At 41.7% G+C, this 19,420-nt stretch carries 23 protein-coding genes; 14 read left to right on the top strand and 9 right to left on the bottom strand.

Annotated features, from left to right (window positions below):
* Positions 1–132 precede the first annotated feature (132 nt).
* The gene (locus tag AR335_RS12200; RefSeq protein WP_062236003.1) at positions 133–756 is read left to right on the top strand and encodes a nitroreductase family protein; all 624 of its coding nucleotides are present in this window, start codon (positions 133–135) and stop codon (positions 754–756) included.
* Between the two features lie 47 nt (positions 757–803).
* Here the strand turns inward: AR335_RS12200 and AR335_RS12195 are convergent, their stop codons facing one another.
* Positions 804–1,115 (bottom strand): winged helix-turn-helix transcriptional regulator, encoded by a 312-nt coding sequence (locus AR335_RS12195; RefSeq protein ID WP_062235998.1) that lies wholly within the window; start codon positions 1,113–1,115, stop codon positions 804–806.
* Between the two features lie 120 nt (positions 1,116–1,235).
* On the bottom strand, positions 1,236–2,177 hold the full coding sequence (locus AR335_RS12190) for a M15 family metallopeptidase (RefSeq protein WP_062235994.1): 942 nt from the start codon (positions 2,175–2,177) through the stop codon (positions 1,236–1,238).
* A 228-nt stretch (positions 2,178–2,405) separates the two neighbouring features.
* On the opposite strand from AR335_RS12190, the gene AR335_RS24035 reads away from it, so the two are divergent.
* The 3 genes from AR335_RS24035 to AR335_RS12180 all read left to right on the top strand — a co-directional run bounded on the left by AR335_RS24035 (position 2,406) and on the right by AR335_RS12180 (position 3,820).
* Positions 2,406–2,555, top strand: a complete 150-nt coding sequence (locus AR335_RS24035; RefSeq protein ID WP_156316246.1) for a hypothetical protein — start codon at positions 2,406–2,408, stop codon at positions 2,553–2,555.
* Positions 2,556–2,681: 126 nt separating this feature from the next.
* A complete protein-coding gene (locus tag AR335_RS12185) occupies positions 2,682–3,323 on the top strand; it encodes a pyridoxamine 5'-phosphate oxidase family protein (RefSeq protein ID WP_062235991.1) in 642 nt (213 codons plus the stop codon).
* 296 nt (positions 3,324–3,619) lie between these two features.
* Positions 3,620–3,820, top strand: coding sequence for a hypothetical protein (locus AR335_RS12180; RefSeq protein WP_053358335.1), 201 nt, complete (start codon positions 3,620–3,622; stop codon positions 3,818–3,820).
* 69 nt (positions 3,821–3,889) lie between these two features.
* On the opposite strand, the gene AR335_RS12175 is transcribed toward AR335_RS12180, so the two are convergent.
* Both AR335_RS12175 and AR335_RS12170 read right to left on the bottom strand, forming a co-directional pair.
* Positions 3,890–4,309: a universal stress protein gene (locus AR335_RS12175; RefSeq protein ID WP_053355294.1), complete on the bottom strand. Its 420-nt coding sequence runs from the start codon at positions 4,307–4,309 to the stop codon at positions 3,890–3,892.
* A 20-nt stretch (positions 4,310–4,329) separates the two neighbouring features.
* The gene (locus AR335_RS12170; protein WP_062235988.1) at positions 4,330–5,520 is read right to left on the bottom strand and encodes an MFS transporter; all 1,191 of its coding nucleotides are present in this window, start codon (positions 5,518–5,520) and stop codon (positions 4,330–4,332) included.
* A gap of 193 nt (positions 5,521–5,713) precedes the next feature.
* Here AR335_RS12170 and AR335_RS12165 point away from each other — a divergent pair, with 193 nt between their 5' ends.
* Positions 5,714–6,145 (top strand): MerR family transcriptional regulator, encoded by a 432-nt coding sequence (locus AR335_RS12165; RefSeq protein WP_062235985.1) that lies wholly within the window; start codon positions 5,714–5,716, stop codon positions 6,143–6,145.
* A 51-nt stretch (positions 6,146–6,196) separates the two neighbouring features.
* Here AR335_RS12165 and AR335_RS12160 read toward each other — a convergent pair whose 3' ends face one another.
* The gene (locus AR335_RS12160) at positions 6,197–6,832 is read right to left on the bottom strand and encodes a flavodoxin family protein (RefSeq protein WP_062235982.1); all 636 of its coding nucleotides are present in this window, start codon (positions 6,830–6,832) and stop codon (positions 6,197–6,199) included.
* A 126-nt stretch (positions 6,833–6,958) separates the two neighbouring features.
* A complete protein-coding gene (locus AR335_RS12155) occupies positions 6,959–8,602 on the bottom strand; it encodes a M4 family metallopeptidase (RefSeq protein ID WP_062235978.1) in 1,644 nt (547 codons plus the stop codon).
* Positions 8,603–8,948: 346 nt separating this feature from the next.
* On the opposite strand from AR335_RS12155, the gene AR335_RS12150 reads away from it, so the two are divergent.
* From AR335_RS12150 to AR335_RS12130, 5 genes are all read left to right on the top strand, one after another.
* Positions 8,949–9,182 carry a hypothetical protein gene (locus AR335_RS12150; protein WP_053355290.1) on the top strand — a complete coding sequence of 78 codons (234 nt, stop codon included), beginning with the start codon at positions 8,949–8,951 and terminating at the stop codon, positions 9,180–9,182.
* A 128-nt stretch (positions 9,183–9,310) separates the two neighbouring features.
* Positions 9,311–9,793 carry a hypothetical protein gene (locus AR335_RS12145; RefSeq protein ID WP_062235975.1) on the top strand — a complete coding sequence of 161 codons (483 nt, stop codon included), beginning with the start codon at positions 9,311–9,313 and terminating at the stop codon, positions 9,791–9,793.
* Between the two features lie 46 nt (positions 9,794–9,839).
* The gene (locus AR335_RS12140; protein ID WP_062235971.1) at positions 9,840–10,694 is read left to right on the top strand and encodes an STAS domain-containing protein; all 855 of its coding nucleotides are present in this window, start codon (positions 9,840–9,842) and stop codon (positions 10,692–10,694) included.
* A 119-nt stretch (positions 10,695–10,813) separates the two neighbouring features.
* Positions 10,814–11,788, top strand: a complete 975-nt coding sequence (locus tag AR335_RS12135; RefSeq protein ID WP_062235969.1) for a ring-cleaving dioxygenase — start codon at positions 10,814–10,816, stop codon at positions 11,786–11,788.
* A gap of 80 nt (positions 11,789–11,868) precedes the next feature.
* Positions 11,869–12,504, top strand: coding sequence for an FMN-dependent NADH-azoreductase (locus tag AR335_RS12130; protein WP_062235965.1), 636 nt, complete (start codon positions 11,869–11,871; stop codon positions 12,502–12,504).
* Positions 12,505–12,729: 225 nt separating this feature from the next.
* Here AR335_RS12130 and AR335_RS12125 read toward each other — a convergent pair whose 3' ends face one another.
* The gene (locus tag AR335_RS12125; RefSeq protein WP_062235961.1) at positions 12,730–13,551 is read right to left on the bottom strand and encodes an MBL fold metallo-hydrolase; all 822 of its coding nucleotides are present in this window, start codon (positions 13,549–13,551) and stop codon (positions 12,730–12,732) included.
* A 106-nt stretch (positions 13,552–13,657) separates the two neighbouring features.
* Here AR335_RS12125 and AR335_RS12120 point away from each other — a divergent pair, with 106 nt between their 5' ends.
* Positions 13,658–14,218 carry a class I SAM-dependent methyltransferase gene (locus AR335_RS12120; protein ID WP_062235958.1) on the top strand — a complete coding sequence of 187 codons (561 nt, stop codon included), beginning with the start codon at positions 13,658–13,660 and terminating at the stop codon, positions 14,216–14,218.
* Between the two features lie 448 nt (positions 14,219–14,666).
* Here the strand turns inward: AR335_RS12120 and AR335_RS24030 are convergent, their stop codons facing one another.
* Both AR335_RS24030 and AR335_RS12115 read right to left on the bottom strand, forming a co-directional pair.
* Positions 14,667–14,891: a hypothetical protein gene (locus AR335_RS24030; RefSeq protein ID WP_156418952.1), complete on the bottom strand. Its 225-nt coding sequence runs from the start codon at positions 14,889–14,891 to the stop codon at positions 14,667–14,669.
* A 46-nt stretch (positions 14,892–14,937) separates the two neighbouring features.
* Positions 14,938–16,551 (bottom strand): S53 family peptidase, encoded by a 1,614-nt coding sequence (locus AR335_RS12115; RefSeq protein ID WP_062235955.1) that lies wholly within the window; start codon positions 16,549–16,551, stop codon positions 14,938–14,940.
* 292 nt (positions 16,552–16,843) lie between these two features.
* Here AR335_RS12115 and AR335_RS12110 point away from each other — a divergent pair, with 292 nt between their 5' ends.
* From AR335_RS12110 to AR335_RS12100, 3 genes are all read left to right on the top strand, one after another.
* Complete coding sequence (locus tag AR335_RS12110; protein WP_062235952.1) at positions 16,844–18,205, top strand: amino acid permease; 1,362 nt, start codon at positions 16,844–16,846, stop codon at positions 18,203–18,205.
* Between the two features lie 170 nt (positions 18,206–18,375).
* Positions 18,376–18,921, top strand: a complete 546-nt coding sequence (locus tag AR335_RS12105) for an RNA polymerase sigma factor (RefSeq protein WP_062235948.1) — start codon at positions 18,376–18,378, stop codon at positions 18,919–18,921.
* Complete coding sequence (locus AR335_RS12100) at positions 18,914–19,417, top strand: anti-sigma factor family protein (RefSeq protein ID WP_053355280.1); 504 nt, start codon at positions 18,914–18,916, stop codon at positions 19,415–19,417. The genes AR335_RS12105 and AR335_RS12100 overlap by 8 nt, the downstream gene beginning before the upstream one ends.
* The last annotated feature ends 3 nt before the right edge of the window (positions 19,418–19,420 follow it).

Raw genomic sequence — 19,420 nt, 5'->3', positions numbered from 1 at the left:
GGCTTTTTATCATATGGGTTATGGAAGTTGACACTCTTGAGAAAAAGAAGTATATTACTTATTGTTTCTCTATTTTGTGCAAAATTTAATTTCAGGCAATGGAATATATGGAGTTTAAATGGAGGTTATCTTATGTCAACCAGAGATTTCACAGATGTTATCAATGAACGTCACTCAGTAAGAAAATATGATCCTTCTGCAGAACTGTCAGCAGAAGAAATTACAGAACTCCTTGAGGACGCAGCTAAAGCACCCTCTTCTTGGAACCTTCAGCACTGGAAGTTTCTTGTGTTCCATGATCAGCAAGCAAAAGAGCAGCTTCTTCCGATTGCTTATAATCAGGAACAAGTAGTGCAAGCATCAGCTGTTGTTGCCATTCTTGGTGATTTAGAAGCTGACCAAAATGCTGACAGAGTTTATCAGGATGCCGTTGATGGCGGATTTATGACAGAGGAAATTAAAACAGCACTTGTTAGCCAGATTAAAGATGCTTATGCAACCCGTCCGGAAATGGCTCGTGATGAGGCCATCCGCAATGCCTCACTCGCATCCATGCAGCTTATGCTTACAGCAAAAGCAAAAGGACTTGATACATGTGCAATGGGTGGATTCAATGCCGATGAACTCGTAAAAGCGTTTGGCATTCCGGAAAGGTATCTTCCCGTTATGCTGATATCTGTAGGAAAAGCAGCTAAAACAGCTCATCAGACTGCCCGATTCCCGATCCAAGAAGCGATTGTATGGAACAAATTTTAATTTATATAAAGTAAAAAAGCAGCTCTCACATGTGAGAGCTGCTTTTTTTAGGCTTCAAGCCAGTTTTGAGACCAATTTTCCACTTCTCTCATGATCGGCTGGATCGCCAATCCTTTTTCAGTAAGGGAATACTCTATGCGTACAGGGGTCTCTGGAATAACCACCCGTTTTACTAAACCATGCTGTTCAAGGTCCTTTAATCTCTCAGAAAGAATCCTGCCGCTCACTCCGATGGCTGATTCAATGGCACAAAAACGGTGAGGGCCGGATAGAAGCAGATAAATAATCATGCCCGTCCATCGCTGGCTCAAGAGATTCATTGCTTTTTCGAACCTGGGACAAAGTTTGGACGTGTTCATTGTGTACCTTCACCTCGCTAATTTTAGTATAACATAAGATGATTTTTATTAATATAATTACTTTTAGTAAGTGTCGATAAACAAAAAAGTACCAGCCAGGCGGCTAGGTACTTTTTTTGTTTATTTTCCATTAGAGACGGGCACGGCATTAAAGTATTCTTCCAGTGTTTCTCCTTTGCCCATGATCTTTTGTGCAACAGATTTTCCTACAAAACGGATGTGCCAAGGCTCGTACTTATACCCGGTAATGGAGTCCTTTCCTTCGGGATAGCGAATAATAAAGCCGAACTCTGAAACATGTTTAGCAAGCCATTTTGATTCTTGTGTGCCGCCAAAACAATCTTGGGCAGGACACTTTCCGCCGTCTCCAGCTACATCAATCGCCAATCCTGTTTCATGTTCACTTGTTCCAGGAAGTGCGCTGTATGTTCTTGCTTTTTCATAGCCATCGCGTTTTGCATAATTATTGAACAGCGTTGTTTGTGTAGCATGCGAACGGTATGCTGATACTCCGGTCAAGTGGATACCTTCTTTTTCCGCGGCAGCAAACATGGTTTCAAGCGCATCAGCAGCAGCCTTGCGCATCATGCGTTTCTCGGTCTTTTCACTGAAAATAAACGGTACATCAGGATAAACAAGGTCTGCCGGCTTGTAGTTTTCAGGCAGTTTAGAACGTTTGTTTACTAGAACCGGAATACTTTCTGGATGGGCTACAACAGAGACACTGTCGTCCTTTTGAGCTGGCGGTTTTGGCTTTTTATTCTGACCCTGCGAAGGCTCACCCGGTTCATTTTTTTTCTTATCCTGATCTTTTTTCGGTTCAGGATCCTGGCTTACATTGCCGTTATTATTCTTGTTTTCGCCGTTCTTTTTGTTTTCATTAGAAGGTGTGTTTTTATCATCGTTTTTTTTCGTCGGTTCATTCTTTTTATGTGCCTCATGTTCATGTTTTTCCGTTTTATGAGACGTATTTTCTTTTTGGGTTTGATCATCATTGGAACAGCCGGCAAAAAGAGCCAGACTTAATGCAAGTGCAACTCCTGAAACTAACCTTTTCTTCATATGTAAAACTTCCTTTCAAAATTGCGTTGTTGATTCCGACTTCTAATTATAACTGAAGTTTCCCTGTGAAACAAAGGATGAAACTGAATATTATATGAACATATCATAGTACAATGAACCAATACGTTAAACATTCATAAAATAAAATATTAAAAAAATTAGATAAATAGGTTTCAGGCTTGTAAGTACCGGGAATAGATTTAGAAAACTGGTAAGGAGGGATGGACAATGGATATGAATCAAGTTGCACAGCCTATTTCAAAGCCAATGACCCAGTCCGTTCTGAAGCAGCCGCTATTGCTGGCAGCAGGAACATCTAAAAAACCAGACGAAGATCGAAAACCAGAGTATGAATTAACGTTTTTGAATCCAAACTGATTTTTCTAGGAGATTGTGCTGATGTTGAACTAAAAAGCCTGGACTCATATGAATGGAGTTCAGGCTATTTATTTTGTCCTGAGATAAGATAAGATGGATATATATTACATAAAAGGGTGTGGTGTGATGGTTCTGAAATTGAAGGGAGTTATTAAAACGGGTGAACAATTTGAAGAATTGCGTTCTCTTTGTGGAACCCCCAGTGTTCGCGCGGCCAATAAGGTAATTTCACAACTCGACCGCCATTGCAGAGAGTTTATTTCAAAGTCTCCGTTTTTAACGCTGGCCACTTCTGATTCAAAGGGGAAGTGTGATGTTTCTCCTCGTGGAGATGCACCTGGGTTTGTGACAGTTCTTGATGACCATCATTTATTTATTCCAGAACGCCTAGGAAACAAAAGGTTAGACTCCGCCGGAAATATTTTAGGGAATCCGGGCGTAGGTGTGCTTTTTATGATCCCGGGGCTCGGAGAAACTCTGAGAGTAAACGGTCAAGCCTTTATCTGCCGGGATCGTGAGCTTCTCGAACAAAATGCGGTCAATGGCAGATCACCCTTGTTTGGTATTGTCGTAAAAGCAGAAGAGTGCTATATCCATTGTGCCAAGGCGTTTATTCGCTCTGGGCTCTGGAATCCGGAATCATGGTCATCGAAGGAGTTGCTGCCTTCTGCTCCGCAAATGCTGGCAGATCATATGAATCTCCCGAATATGAGTGCTGAGCAAGTTGCAGAAGGTTTAAATGAGGGTTATAGGAACCGGCTGTATTAAAAAAATGGAAGAGGGTGTCAGGCACTGTTAACATAATGGTGCCTGACACCCTCTTTTACTATCTAATTCTTTGGGCTTGCGATTTTAGATGGCTTGGACTCTTGTCCAGCTTTATTGATGGAGGTGACGTAATAGCTGTATTTAGCAGCCTTTAATGAAGATAGCAGTTCTGCATAGTCTTTGTTTCAAACGTAAGTTTATGTAAAGCCCCTTATCAGGTGTTGAAAAGAATTGGACACAGCCGGCCAGGTTATGGTGTACTAATAAAGGAATCTTATTTAATGGAGGAATTCAGATTGAACGAACAAATGGCCAATGAAATTCTTTCTGATCTGCGCAGCGGGAATCTTAGTGAATACGTCGTTATTAAAGAAGAGTTTTTTGTCTTTCGTGAGATTCTTGTAAAGCAAGAGGATAAGAAAGCATTCCGCGGATTCATAGTCCCGGGCGGTGGGGGGAACGTAAAGTATTTGTATCAGCCTGGCTGGACAGCTTAAACCGAAATCTGGAGCATTCCGGATCCAACAAAAAATCGGTACCCTATCTGAAGGGAACCGATTTTTTTATTATTTAACGATAATCACCGGGCATTCTGCTGCATGAGCTACCTGATGGCTGACACTTCCCAATAAGGCTTCTTTTATAAACCCCTTACCTGTGCTCCCCATGACAATGACATCGTACTCGTGTTTTTTTGCATACGAAGTGATGATCTGAGAAGGCTCCCCGTTATAGGCATGCGTTTCAAAGGGAATTCCTGATTCAGAGAGATACTGAATGGCAGGCTGCAATAGTTCTTTGTCCTCTTCTTCCATTATCTCATCCAGATCAAAGTTAAGAAGCGGTTCCTGCAAAGGAAGGTTTTTATTTACATGCAGAATTGTAACCATTTCAGTATTCATCTTATGAGCCAGTTCCACTCCGTGCTGAAGAGCGCGGGCAGAAGGAGCTGAACCATCAAAGGCAATCAGAATTTTATTGTACATTGTAGAGACCTTCCTTTCCTTTAATGAGAAATTGAATCCACATGAGCAAGATGTTTACGGCCAAACGCAACAACCAGCATGGCGAATAGAACAAAAATCGCGCCCGTTACAAATGGTACATGTGGTGAATAGGTTTCAGCCAGTTTATTGGCAAGCCATGGTCCGATCGCACCACCGATGAAACGTACAAAACTGTAGGCAGCCGAGGCTGTTGCCCGCTCAACCGGTGCTACCTGCATAACAGCTGTTGTGATCAATGTATTGTTTGTCCCAAGGAAAAGACCGGCAACGATAACGGCTACGATGACCACCAAGCTTGATTCTGTCCAGATTCCCATAGCCAGCAGTGTCAATGCGAATAAGATCAGCATCGCACACATGGATTTTACTGTACCGAATCTTGCCTGAATTTTTGGTGCAACGAATACAGAAGTTATGGCTAAGCATAAGCCCCATCCGAGGAACACATAGCCGAGGCCATGTTCGTCTAAATTCATAACAAATGGTGAATAGGCCATTAGAGTAAAGAATCCAATGTTATAAAGAAATGCGGTTAGACCCAGTCTAAGAAGTCCTGGATATTTCAATGCTTTAATCGGGTCGAGTACAGAACTTTTAACTTTTGGTTTAGGTACATGCGGCATTTTTAACAATAAGGCAAAGAATGCGATCACCATCAGTACGCTGACGCCGTAAAAAGGTCCGCGCCAAGAAATCGATCCCAGCTCCCCACCAAGTAATGGCCCAACGGAAATCCCCAATCCGATGGCTGCTTCATATAAAATAATGGCTTTTGCAGTACCTCCGATGGATAAACCAACAATGGCGGATAAAGCAGTTGCGATGAATAACGAGTTTCCTAACCCCCAACCGCCGCGAAAACCAACGATTTGGGAAATCTCATTAGAGGAGCCGGCTAAAGCAGAAAAAACGATAATCAATAATATTCCTGACAATAACGTCCACTTGATACCAACCCGGCTGGAAACCACGCCTGTAATCAGCATAGCGATACCGGTAATCAAATTGTAGCTGGAAAATAATAATGAGACCTGGCTCGGAGTAGCGTTAAGCTGATGAGCGATGGCAGGCAAAATAGGATCCACGAGACCCAATCCCATAAAAGAAATAATGGTGGCAAAGAAGATAACCCATATGACCAGAGGCTGTTTGCTTGGCTGTTCCTGGATACTCAAAGCTTCTTGTTTCATACCTAAAAACCCCTTTTTCTATTTTAATATAAGTTAAAATAAATCACGTAATAGCATTGTTTACTCAAGAATTATAAAGTATATTAACCTTGACGTCAACGTAAACATTTCCTTTTTAATATGCTTTTGTGGTATTTTTTATATAGAGCGATTTTTCGTATATATGAACTTTATTGGCAAAGGAGCAAGAAAAATGAATGGGTTAAAAATAGATGATGTGGCTAAGCAGAGCGGGTTAACAAAACGGACGATCCGTTATTATGAACAGATCGGCCTGCTGGCTTCACCTCCGAGGAGTGAGGGGGGAATAAGACTATATTCAGAGGAGCATGTGGAGTTCTTAAAGAAGATCACAAATGCAAAAGAAGTGATGGGCTTTTCGCTTTCGGAGCTGCAGGAATTCATTACACTCAGTGACACCTTAGAACTTCAAAAACATGATTACAGACAGTTTAAAGGGACGAGCCAGCAAAAAGTAAAGCTTGAGAAAGTATTATTGACAGTAGAAGAGCAATTAAAACTGTTAGAACAAAAAAAGAAAAATATTCTCAAGGTGGAGGGAGACTTGGTCTCTCTTCGTGACAGGGCAAAAGCTGCGCTGATTCGATTTGAACAGGAAAAATAAAAAAGCAGGCGGGAAAGGGTAACACCCGTCCAGCCTGCTTTTTTTTATACGTTAATTGGTTTGTTCAATGACGTTTCCTTCTGCAGGAATAGGGTGCTCCTTGAGCAATTTCGCAAAATGAATCAAGTTATGCGCCATGATCTTGGAATGCTGCATCGTAAATTCGTTTTCATAGCCTTTGGACTCGATATAAGAAGGACCAGGGCCAGCTTCTCCGACCCAATACGTATCTACATTCGGAGGGACTGTAAATCCGATATGAGATAAAGCGTAGAGCACTGAACGGCTGACATGCTTGGCGCCGTCTTCGTTTCCTGTTACAACGACACCGCCGACTTTGTTATAGAAGAGATATTGCCCTTTATCGTTCGTTTGGCTGCTTGCCCCATACAGCCTTTCAATTAATACTGTTGTAAGGCTGCTCTGCTGTCCTAGCCAGATCGGAGAACCAATAATTAAAATATCAGCTTCCTTTACTTTTTCGAAAATAATCGGCCATTCATCATTGTCGCTGATGGCATCTCCTGTTACTCCGTATTCAATGTTATAGTCTGCAAGAGTAACGAATTCTGTTTCAATTTCTTTTTCATCAAAAATTTTAACCGATTCATCAATGAGCGCTCTTGTATTTGATGTTTGGTTGCTCTTGTTTAAGGTACAGTTAATAACGAGTGCTTTTATGGACATTATTGATTCTACTCTCCTTCTGTTCGATTCTTTTTGATACAATGTACCCTTCTATTCAAACTGAAAACATAAAAAAGCCCGCCGGCTTCCCAGGATCTAGGAAACCGGCGGGCTCTTATTGTTTTATTAGTTCACTCCAACATTTGTCCACGCTGTTTTTACTGCTGTGTATTCAGCGCTTGTGCTGCCATACAGATCAGCAGCAGCGCTTAATAGTGCAGCACGTGCTCCGCTGAAGTTAGTAGTCGGCGTCATATAGCGAGTCAGTGCTCTGTAGTAAATTTTCTCTGCTTTAGCTTTTCCGATCGCAGTGATCGTGTTATAAGCAGCTTTGTTAGGGATACCGCTGTTCGTATGCACTCCGCCATTATCACTTGAAGTGTTGACATATCCGCTCATATTGTCAGGCTGACCATAGAGCTTTGGATTTGAGAGGCTGCGGAGGCCATCTCCAGCTGTTCCAGGAGTATATACATCTTCACCCATCAGCCAGTCGTTTGGATCAAGGAAATATCCGAACACGTCTGACATGGATTCATTTAATGCTCCTGATTGATAGGAATAATTGAGTCCTGCCGTTCGTTCTGTTACCGCATGCGTTAATTCATGGGCAACAACATCAAGTGCACCGGACAATGGACGGAACTGAACGCCATCGCCATCACCGTATACCATCTGTGATCCATTCCAGAATGCGTTGTTGTATTTATAGCTGTAATGAACGGTAGAACTAATGGATGCACCTGCATTATCAAAGCTGTTGCGTCCATGAGTATTTAAATAATAATCATAAACTTTGCCGGCATAGTAGTTCGCATCAACATCTGCACCTTGTGAAGATGAAGTCCAAGCGTTGTTGGAATCCACAGAATACGCTCCTGGAAGGCTTGACCCATTTTGAGCCGTGTAGGTTTCGATGACACCATTCATCGGTTTCGTGGTGTCAAATAAGTAATAATAGCCAGCAGATAGATAGGTGTTTAACGTTTTGCTGTCACCGAGGACACCGTATCCAGAACCGGTGGTCGGTCCATCGTTATTTACAGCGTTAAAGCTCTTAAGGACATCTCCATTGGCTGCATCAACGTAGACTTGCCAGTTTGCAGGATAAGGATCGATGAATTGAAGGGCAACACGGTAGGCAAGTTTGAATTTATCTCCGTCTTTAAACATGACAAGTTTGGACTTTTCGACCGTATCACTTATCTTTGCACCTTTAAAGGCAAGCGGCTTGAGGTTTTCTTTTTTTGGCTGTTCACCTATATGCTTCCAAGCAGCTTTTATGGCGTTCGCCTTTGTCAGCTTTTTAGTAGCTTTAAAATTTTTAGGAAGGTTGGAATGGACGTCTCCATTGATTGCAGTAATTTTTCCTTGCTTGTCCGTATGAACGATGAACGTTGCTCCATCAATTGGAACACCGTTGATCGACTGGTTAAACACATAGTGTGTCATACCTAAATCATCTTTTTCTTGTTTTACTAGAGTGAGATGCTTTGATGCTTCAAACGGAAAGAGTTGTTTATTGCTGTCTAGAAAGGCAAGGATTTCTTTCTTGGAAAGGTATGTACCTTTGGAAAGTTTGCCTGAAATAAAGGATGGAACAGAATTTTCTTTTGATCGAGTAACTTGAACCTGAGAGGTAACGGTTTTGTCATTCTCATGAAGAACCAGTTTTTGAGCTTTTGTTCCAGGCTCATTAGCTGCTGCTGCCTGATAGGCTGAACTGAATAGTAAACCAGCCGATAGTACTGCAATCAAACCTTTTTTCATAAAATACCCTCCTAAAATTCTGTGTAGGGGGCGCCCTTGGATTTATCATAGCACAGGGGCAGTACTTCGGTATTGGGAAAAACAGGGTGGTTTACTGTGAAATTCAGATTAAAGTTTACACCTGTTTTCCCAAGTGTAAAGAATGAGAAAAAGGAGTATAATTTTGTGTCTTTTTTGTGTCTATTAATAAAAAGTGATAGTGATGGATATTGCAAAACCATTACAATTCCCGTTCGGGGTATGAATTAAACCTGACATATGTTATTCTATATAGAAATAATAAAAAATTATTTGGGCAATATAGCTATTTTGAGCTCCCCCCATAATGGAAAGGGGATTGATGACCATGAATCAATCAAAAATTCAGGACATGCTGCTCGATCTAAAAACGAAACAATACATCGAATCAGATGTAACCCATACGCTAAGTCAAAATAGTATCCCATTAATCTCAATAAGCTACAGTAAATCCGACCATGTTTTTAAAATACAATATTCCGATAACCCCGAGATTGAGTCATACGCTAATATCGACGCAGCGATGGACGCTATCACCTCAGAGTTAAACAGACATAAATAAAATAAACACCGTGATTACGGTGTTTTTTCTTTTGCCCTGACACTCGTATTGTTAAGGGTATATCTACTTTTGTACTAGCAGATATGATATAATCACAGGAAAATTAGTAGAAAAGAAAGAGGCTGACAATGCTTACATTTTCAGAAAAAATAAATATTATTGAAGAAAACTTCCCTCAATTAACAAGGAAAGATATTTCCCTTGGGCGCATAAATTACCATCTCGAGGAGAGCAATCGCGACAAAAAAATTGTTATACAGCATCTGCATCCGAACGGGAACGGTTTTGTTTATGCTGGACATCTGCCTAGAGGCAAGAAGAATGAAAAAGGCATGGTCAACATCCGGGATTATTCGGCTGACGAGCTGATTAACCTCGTACAGAAATCAATGAACTATTTATTAGAAGAAAAGGGTAATTCAGAAGAGGAGCCTAATCCTTCAGAACCGGAAAAAGAAAATTGGATTGGAGGAGTAGACCACGAAAAGCTCCTGCTCGTTCATGAAGATGAACTATGGAATATATATGCGGGCTTAAATTTAGAAGCTGCTTTTGAATCCTATAAAGAAGCACATGACTATTTAGTTGAAGAAGGCTTTCAAAAAATATAGCCATCCATTTTCATGATACTTAATCTTAATTGAGGAGTTTATAGAGATGGACATAAATCAAGAATTGCATCAATTTCTTCTGAATAGAGCCAGAAATTTGACCGAGGAATGGTATGATTCCCTTGATAAGTCAGGCACGGCTGGAGTATACAGTTCCAATGATCCCGCAGTTATAAAGACGCTGAAAGAACAAAATTATGAATTTCATATTCATTTATGTGAAGTGCTTGTAAAAGATGAAAACGCCTTTTTTAAAGATTTTGATGAGTGGATTATTAAAATTGCAAAAGACAATGAACATTTAAAAACACCCATTCATTACATCATAAAAGAATTCATGAGGGTACGGCAGCAGTATCTTGATTATATCAACGAGTTCGTATCGATTCATCCAGAAGACATCGAACAGTTGCAGATCGAAGAATGGAATCGGGTGATGATCAAGGTTTTTGACAATGTCATGCTTCAATTCATTGAGGAGACCCATAAATATTCCATCAATCGGCTGAAAGCACAGCAAGAATTACTGAATGAATTGAGTTCACCTGTCATCTCATTAAATAACGATACCGCTTTACTGCCGCTTGTTGGCGATATTGACACGGCCCGTGCGAAGTTTATTCTGGAGAATACACTAAATCAATGTGTCCAAAAGGGAATTGGCCATCTCTTTATTGATTTATCGGGTGTTGTGATGATTGATACTATGGTAGCTCATGAGATCTTCCAGCTTATTGATGCACTTGATCTCGTCGGTGTGAAGACTACCCTTTCAGGTATCCGTCCAGAAATCGCTGCAACTGCAGTTCAGCTCGGCTTATCCTTTGACAGGGTTTCCATCTCTTCTACACTGGCTCAGGCGATGGACTTCAATAACGAGCAAAAAGGAAATAGCAACTGATATTTGCCAGGCAGCATTACTCATTGTAATGCTGCCTTTTTTATTTGAGTTTGAGGGATAAAAGGGTATGATACTAAATAAAAGGAAGAGTAACGAAAAATGTATTAATAGGAGGCATTATGGAACTAAAAGGAATACACCACGTCTCAGCCATCACGGCATTAGCGGGGAAAAATTATGAGTTTTATACGAAAGTCCTTGGAATGCGGCTGATCAAGAAAACCGTCAATCAGGATGACACCTCTGTGTATCATCTGTTCTATGGCGATGAAAAAGGGAATGCAGGAACTGAATTAACGTTTTTCGAAATCCCCAAAGCAGGAAGGAATCATGATGGCGCTAATAGCATTTCAGAAATATCCCTTCGCGTAAAGAACAATGAAGCGCTGCAATACTGGAAAACACGGTTCGAAGAGAAGAAGGTCGAACATGAGGAATTGTCGGAACGGTTCCGCCGGCTGTCATTAGCTTTTAAAGATGAAGAAGGACAGCGCCTGCGTCTTGTTTCAGACGAAACGAATAGTGGCGTAGCGGGCGGTGTGCCATGGGAAAAAAGCGCTGTTCCAAAGGACTTCGGAATTATCGGTCTTGGGCCGGTCATGCTGACGGTTCGTACAAGAGAATTAACCGAGGAAGTCATCACTGAAATTTTAGGATTCAGAAAAAAAGGAGCTTATGCCTCTCAAGTACCTGGTCAGCCGGACATTCTCGTGTACGAAACGGGAGAGGGCGGTACGGGTGCAGAACTTCATATTGAAGAGCGAAAGGACTTGCCTCCTGAACGGCTGGGAAGAGGAGGAGTTCATCATGTGGCGTTCCGTGTGAATGATGAAGAGGAACTCAGACAATGGATCAATAAAATACAGGGCGCCCGAATTCCAAATTCGGATTTTGTAGACCGGTACTATTTTAAGTCGTTATATTTCAGAGAGCTTAATGGGATTTTATTTGAATTAGCGACGGATGGTCCAGGCTTTGCTACGGATGAGGACCTTGAACATCTTGGTGAATCATTGGCATTGCCTCCTTTCCTCGAACCGAAGCGCCAAGAGATTGAAGCCAAACTGAAACCGCTGGATACCAAATTGTCCTAAACTTCATGTTGTGGGTATGGGATTCCCTCCTTTGCATCATATTAACTAAGAAAATCAAACTGCAAAGGAAGGGATAACCTATGGCAACTATACTTTATATCACTGCCCACCCTCATGATGAAACACAATCCTACAGCATGACTGCAGGAAAGGCATTTATTGAATCCTATAGAGATGCAAATCCAAGTGATGAAGTCATCCACTTGGATCTATACAAAGAAAATATTCCTCAGATTGATGCTGATGTATTCAGCGGGTGGGGAAAGCTAAGAACCGGTTCAACGTTTGATCAGCTGTCTGAGAATGAGCAATCCAAGGTTCGGCGGCTATCCGAACTGACCGAGCAATTTGTTGCCGCGGACAAATATGTTTTTGTGACGCCGCTTTGGAATTTTTTGTTTCCACCGGTTATGAAGGCTTATATTGACTCCATCTGTACAGCAGGAAAGACATTTAATTATACAGAGCAAGGTCCGGTCGGTTTGCTCACAGACAAGAAAGCACTGCATATCCAGGCGCGCGGAGGGATTTATTCGGAAGGCCCGGCCAAGGAATTGGAGATGGGGCACCGTTATATTGGAGTAATCATGAATTTCTTTGGTGTTCCTTCTTTTGAAGGTTTATTTGTCGAAGGGCACAATCAATTTCCTGACCGGGCGGAAGAAATTAAACAAAATGCCATTGCGAGAGCAAAGGAAATAGCCCTGAAATTCTAAATGAATAAAAAACGAAAAGGAAAGCCTTTTACGCAAGTAAATAGCGTTCCTTTTTCTTTTAGGCTTTGTTAAAGCATAGTGTTTATTCTCTTTCATAATGTGCCTCGCATACTGATGCTTAAAAGAGACTCTCAAGTCTTTTTCTCCATTAATAAGGGGTGAACTGGCAAGGCGATTCAATCACCCCCACCAAAAATCAACAACATGGGACTAACAAGCTTTCTTTTAAGTAGTAAAGAGCTCTCCTTGAATAGCTTTAATATATCGTTCTGCGGATCTTTGAACAGCTTTTGACGCATTTTCTTGTACGACTCTGTGAAAAGCATTGTACAAGCGATTAAATTGTAAATCCTTAACATTATCGGCTATACGGCTAACAACGGAAGCAGGCAGAGGGATAAGGTTAGGATAGCTGTACATAAAACTGACCCAGCTGCGGTCAGCCACCACCTGTATGACGTCTCCTGTTAAAAGGACACCCTTTCTTTGGCTGCCATCAGCCCAGTGAAGGACTGCTCCTCCCTTAAAGTGGCCGCCCAGATGGTGCAGCGTCAATCCCTTGCTAAGTTCAAGCTTCTCACCGGACCAAAAATGAATATGGCTGCTTGTGCGGGTGACCCATTCTTTATCGCCTTCATGTATGTAGATCGGTACGTTGAACGTTTCTGCCCACTCTACCTGGCTTGAATAATAATGGGGATGGGAAAGGGCAATCGCATCGATACCTCCAAGCTGTTCAACCGCTTCAATCGTAGCTTTGTCAAGGTAGGTAATGCAATCCCATAAAAGATTGAAACCTTCGCTTTGAACAAGGTAAGCCGTCTGTGAGATGGCAAAGTCTGGCTGGGTATGTATACTGTACAGGTTTGGCTCATCTTCCTTGATGATGTTGCAAAAATCGTCAGCTCTCATTTCTTTAAGTGTTGTCCATTTTTGGCCAGCCGGATTAACATACTGCCTCTCTTCATTGCAAATGATGCACTCTGAAGGAGGCTGCTCAGATTGCTGGTACTGAACACCGCATGTGCTGCAAATAAATAATTCCACATCATCAACTCCTAATCTTAATAAATCTTAATAATTTCTGCACACGATTCTTAAGGTTTGAATTTTATGATAGAACTATAAATTCAAACCAACGGAGTGTGTTACAGTGTCCTTATCTTTTGTTTCTCAATACATCGTTAAGCCAAGAACGGTCGGAGCCATTCTCCCGAGTTCCACATATCTTGCTGCAAAAATGGTAGGAGAAATCGATTTTAACTCTGCCTCCTACATTATTGAACTGGGACCAGGGACGGGAGTCTTCACTGATAAATTGCTTGATAAACGAAATGAGAAAACTACAATCTTGATTATAGAGTATAATAGAGAATTTTATAAACGATTAGCATATAAATACAAAGATGAGAAAAATTTCTATGTTGTTAATGGTTCTGCGGAAAACCTGCATCTTTATATGAAGATGTACAACATTCCTTATGCAGACGCCATTGTTTCAGGTCTGCCGTTTGCCAGTCTGCCAAAGGAAATGTCAGATTCAATTTTAATAAGTTCAAAAGCCGCGCTCCATCAAGACGGTAAATTTATTACGTTTCAATATACAAAATGGAAAAGGAAAATGATTGAAGAGTACTTCTCTGACATTAACGTAAAGAAAGAGCTAAGGAATGTACCGCCGGCCTATGTTTTCAGCTGCAGCAAAGAATCATAGAAAGGGAAAGTCCTTATTGTTGATGATGAAAAAATCAGCTGATAAGTTTCAAATCTATACCGCATGAACACTCTGACTGTTGGGACATCTTGAAAGAACTAAGCATCACGGATTTTGAGGAAGCTATTGAAATTGGAATGACAGACATCAGCAGGTTTGCTTGATACTTCTTAATGTAATATCTCGTCAATGAGACTGACATTGTGGAAAAGTTAAGTCACCGTGTGAAGTATTCGTTTGAACCAAAGGAAATTTATATTGGATTGTCCTCAGATGAATCAAGTATTCAAATTACCGTAAGAAATAGGGGTGTGGAAATACCAGGGGATGAAATTGATAAGCTACAGCTTTATACCGTCCTTTAAATTATTAAGGATAACAGAGCTTTGAATTTGCTGATGATTTATTCTGCTTGCCTTTCGTGGCATAAATATTGTTTAGACACGAGTTAGGTAACGGTTCTAATCAAACACAAAAGGGGCTGTCCTGAAAGTCGAAAATTGACCTTCAGCAGCTCCTTTTTGGCTTGAAAATCTTCAATGAAAAGTTGATTGAAGTGGAAGGTGCGAGACTCCTGCGGGACTAGCGTGACAGGTGAGACTCCCGCAGGCGCTTGCGCCAAGAAGCTCACCGCACGCCCCGCGGAAAGCGAGCACCCTGGTACGGAAATCAACAGCTTACAGACTTCTTGGACAGCCCCTTTTCATCACTTTTGGTAATTATTCCGATGAGATTCCCGTGTTCGATAAGGAGGCCAGTACATTCAGCAATTTCGTTCCATCAGGACTCCCAAGACCTGTACAGGCATCCCATCCTGCATGGGAATCATATCCTATATTGTTCCCCTCTGTAATGTCATGAAGGGGTTGATCTTGTACCTGTAATTGATAGAGAAAAGGATTCACAAAGCCCAAAGGATGTTCTAATTTTTGGTTAATCATCGCAATTAAACCTGCCCAAAGTGGAGCGACTGCGCTTGTTCCTCCCACAACAAATTGTTGTCCATCTGCTTGAACTTCATATCCAGTAGCAGGATCCGCATTACCCGCTACATCAGGAACCCCGCGTCCTACTCTTCCTCCTGGGTTTACAGATGCAGGAACTTGAGCATTTGCCTGCCAATCTGGCAGATTAAAAACATCACTGACTCCTCCTCCGGTCGCCCCATGTTCTCCTTCATTCCAAACCACTTCCTTCTGAATGGTCTGGCCAGCCCCCTCTAGACGTGTGCCCCCGCAAGCCAGGACATAAGGGCTCGAAGCTGGAAAGTCTACATGGGCAAGTCCATCATTTACCCCGTCAAAAGAACCATTATCCCCTGAAGCACAGCATATCGTCACTCCAAGTGCCGCTGCATCATGGAAGACTTGATTCATGGCCACTGTGGCCTGATTCGTCCATTCACTTTCGGAAGCTCCCCAACTAATCGAAATGACGGAAGGTTTATTATTGGTATCGTGAATGGCTGTTGTAATGGCTTTTAAGAATCCTGCATCTGTATTCGGAGCGAAATACATCGCGATTTTTACGCCAGGAGCAACCGCAGCTGCTACCTCAATATCTAGCACAACTTCACCATCAGGCCCATCAGGACTACCTGTTGGTTTATTTTTAGCTCCTTTAATGGAAACGTCCGTAATGTGAGGAACTGGTACGCCAAGACGAGTAAAATATTCCTTTAGGTCTGTATTTCGATACCCGCCACCTAATTCAATAATACCGATACATTGGTCTTTGCAATTGATATCTGCAGGAAAATTATAAAGCTTGGCTACTTGTGGCGGTGTAAAGGAACTTCCCGTTTTCCTCTGTTTGGCGGTCTCTATATTTTCTCTACGGATTCGAAAATGTGGCTTTGTTTGCGGCCGGTTATCTAAGCCCAAAACGGCTTGTACAATATCTTTGAGGTTTTCGGGTATGTGAACATAACCTGTGCGTCCCCGATAAGTAAATTCGGGATGTTCATAAGTGCCAAGTTCAACTTTAAAGGCTTTATTCACTGTGGCGATCGTTCCTGATAACACGATTGTACCTGCAGCAGCGTTTACCTCTTTGACTTCAAGTCCATAACGATCGGCAAATTCCTCTATTTTCTTTAAGTCTTCCGGAACGGCACGGTGGGTTTTTGAAAATTCTTCATGATTAAGGTAATTACGTTCATTTGGATGACGAACTTCCATTTCTTTTACGATCGTCTTTAAAGCAGATTGAATAGCGGAGCGACGTACAAATAATGTCACAGATAGCGTGTCATTTGGGTCTGCTGGGCCAAGTTCTCTAGCATTGGGGAGGGGTTTACGTTCACTGCCTTGAATACGAATATGATTATCCATTTATTAAACATCTCCTTTCTTGCCTTACAATTATTTTACTTTATCATTCACTTTAACCGCTATCAAAAACTGAACATTTAAAAAATTTTACACATTTTATCCTTTCAATATTATTCTAGTATTAATAATAGAAGGGATTCATTGACGAGCCTGAAATTATTAAATTACACTCGAACTTTATAAAAGGTGATAGTGCTTGATTTCAAAACCAAGAATACGCGGTTTTTTGCTGCATTTCAGTATAGAATCCCCCCGATCCTACAAACAATAGAAAAAGATCAGGGGTGATGTGATGAGTAAAAAAAGCTGCAGTTCTTCGGCCGGCCGAGACAGCAAGAGCGGGGACTTAAAATGGTGGCAGCTCTCTTTAATGGGAGTGGGCTGCACGATCGGAACGGGTTATTTCTTAGGATCTTCCATAGGCATTAAGATGACCGGACCTTCGATCGTTATCTCTTTTATCCTGGCAGCAATCGGTACATATATTGTTTTTAATGTTCTCGCCCAAATGACGGCCGAAGATCCGCAGAAAGGATCTTTTTGTGCGTATGCTAAAAAAGCGTTTGGACGCTGGGCTGGGTTCAGCTGTGGCTGGAACTATTGGATTTCCAATATTCTTGTGATGGGGAGCCAGCTGACGGCACTTTCCATCCTGTCTCGTTTTTGGTTTCACAATGTTCCGCTATGGGTGTTTGCTGCAGGTTATGCCGTATTGGCGATCGCTGTTGTTTTGACCGGAACAAAAGGATTCGACAAAATTGAGGATATTCTCGCGATTGTAAAGGTGGCGGCTATCTTAATGTTCATTATTATAGCGGCAGCAGCAATGGCCGGCTGGATTGACGGCGAAGGGAAGAAACCGGGCCTGCCGGACAGTTTACAGGTGCTTTTTCATGATGGCTTTCGTGGGTTTTGGTCCTCACTCATCTATGCGTTCTATGCGTTTGGAGGTATTGAAGTCATCGGTTTAATGGCCATGCAGCTGAAGAAGAAAGAGGATGGCCCTAAAGCAGGAAAAGCGATGATGATTCTGCTTACAGGTATTTATGTGCTTTCCATGGGCCTAGCCGTTACAATGGTGTTTCAGCATGCCTTTGATGATAAAGAAAGTCCTTTTGTTACCGCATTGAGTGATTATCATCTTCCGTTTTTTCCCCATGTGTTTAACGGTGCCATTATCATTGCGGGATTTTCTACAATGACCGCTTCACTGTTTGGAGTAACAAACCTTTTATGTACGATGTCTGAGGATGGAGATGCACCTGGCGTTTTTAGCAAAAAAGTGAAAAAGCTGAAGGACCTCCCCTTGGCCTCACTGGGGATCGGAGCTGCCGGTCTGCTGGCTTCCATCATTACGGCTTTACTTCTGCCGGGAAAGATTTATGAATACATTACAACAGCTGCAGGGATATTGCTTCTTTATAACTGGCTGTTCATTATTGTTTCATCCTTAAAGGTTCTGAAACAAAAGGTGTGGGGTAAAGTATTCTCCATGTTAGGAATCGTTCTTCTTTTAGCGAGCATCAGCGGCACGATGGCTGAGAAGACCATCCGTCCAGGTTTTTATGTGAGCCTTCTTCTTGCGGCAATCATTGGTGCAGCGGCCGTATTCATGGGGAAAGTTTGGAAAAAGGCTGAAGCTAAAGGCGATTGAAAGGCTGTTTCCAAGGAAACTTGGAGAGAGCTTTTTTATTTATGAAAATTATAGGTAAAATAAACGTATTAAAAATTTTAAGAGTAAAATGAACTTATTCTTATTTTTGACGTCATTTTATTAGAAGACAATTCGTTGAGGCAGTTTGTCTAGAAGCGGGTGAATAAAGTGTGGACCACGAACTCCAGCAATTAATCGTAAACGCCAAAAAAGGAGATCAGGATTCCTTTTCAAAAATCGTTCGAAAATATAAAGGGAAAGTGTACCGGCATGCCTTTGCGATGGTCCATGATCAAATGGAAGCGGAAGATATTACTCAGGAAGCTTTCGTAAAAGCTTATTTTTCACTTCATCATTTGAAGCAGGATTATGCCTTCGCCTCTTGGTTAACACGAATCGTTACAAACTTATGTTATGACCGGATAAAGAAAGCTGAAAAGTCGCCTGTGCTGCATGTGGATCCGGAAAAAACAGAACGGCTGCCAAGCACCCATTCTGAAGTTGAAAACGCACAGTTGAAAATGAATCTTCAGTTTGCGATGCAAAAGCTTTCGGCTGAGCATCGTACCGTGATCGTATTACGGGATGTACAAGGATTCTCTTACCAGGAGATTGCAGATATTTTAGAAATACCGGCAGGAACCGTTAAATCCAGAATCAATATGGCTCGAACAGAATTAAGGAGAGAACTCATGAGGGGTGATCGGGATGCATGATGAAGTAAAAGAGCTTCTTTCTGCATATGTGGATGAAGAATTAAACAGGGATGAACGTACAAAGATTGAGGAACATAGCAAGACCTGCAATGAATGCTGGAAAGAGCTGCAAGAACTGAATGAGTTAAAAGAACTGCTGTCTTCTGTTTATCATGGCGCAGAGCCGGATGAATGGCGGATTGAACAGGCGGTGCTTAATCAAATTCAAGCTGAAAGTTCACCTGACCGGCTTCTTTCATGGAAATGGATCTTTGCTACAGGTTTCAGTGCTTTGGTAATCATCAGTATCGTATGGATCATGATACCTGTAATCTATAAAAGCATACACGTTGGAATGACCTTAACTTCTATTTCGTTTAGTCTGCTGCATTCAGCATTTGCCGTTGCAGGCGGACTTCCTAACCTGCTCGAAGTAATTCTTGTTCTTACATTGATTATTTTATTTGCTTCCGGATGGTCCGTACGGCGATTATTAGGCACAAAAACAACAGGGTAGGAG

This window comes from Fictibacillus sp. FJAT-27399 (assembly GCF_001510655.1).
Taxonomy (GTDB): Bacteria; Bacillota; Bacilli; order Bacillales; family Fictibacillaceae; genus Fictibacillus_C; species Fictibacillus_C marinisediminis.
This window is presented reverse-complemented; position numbering and strand designations above follow the sequence as displayed.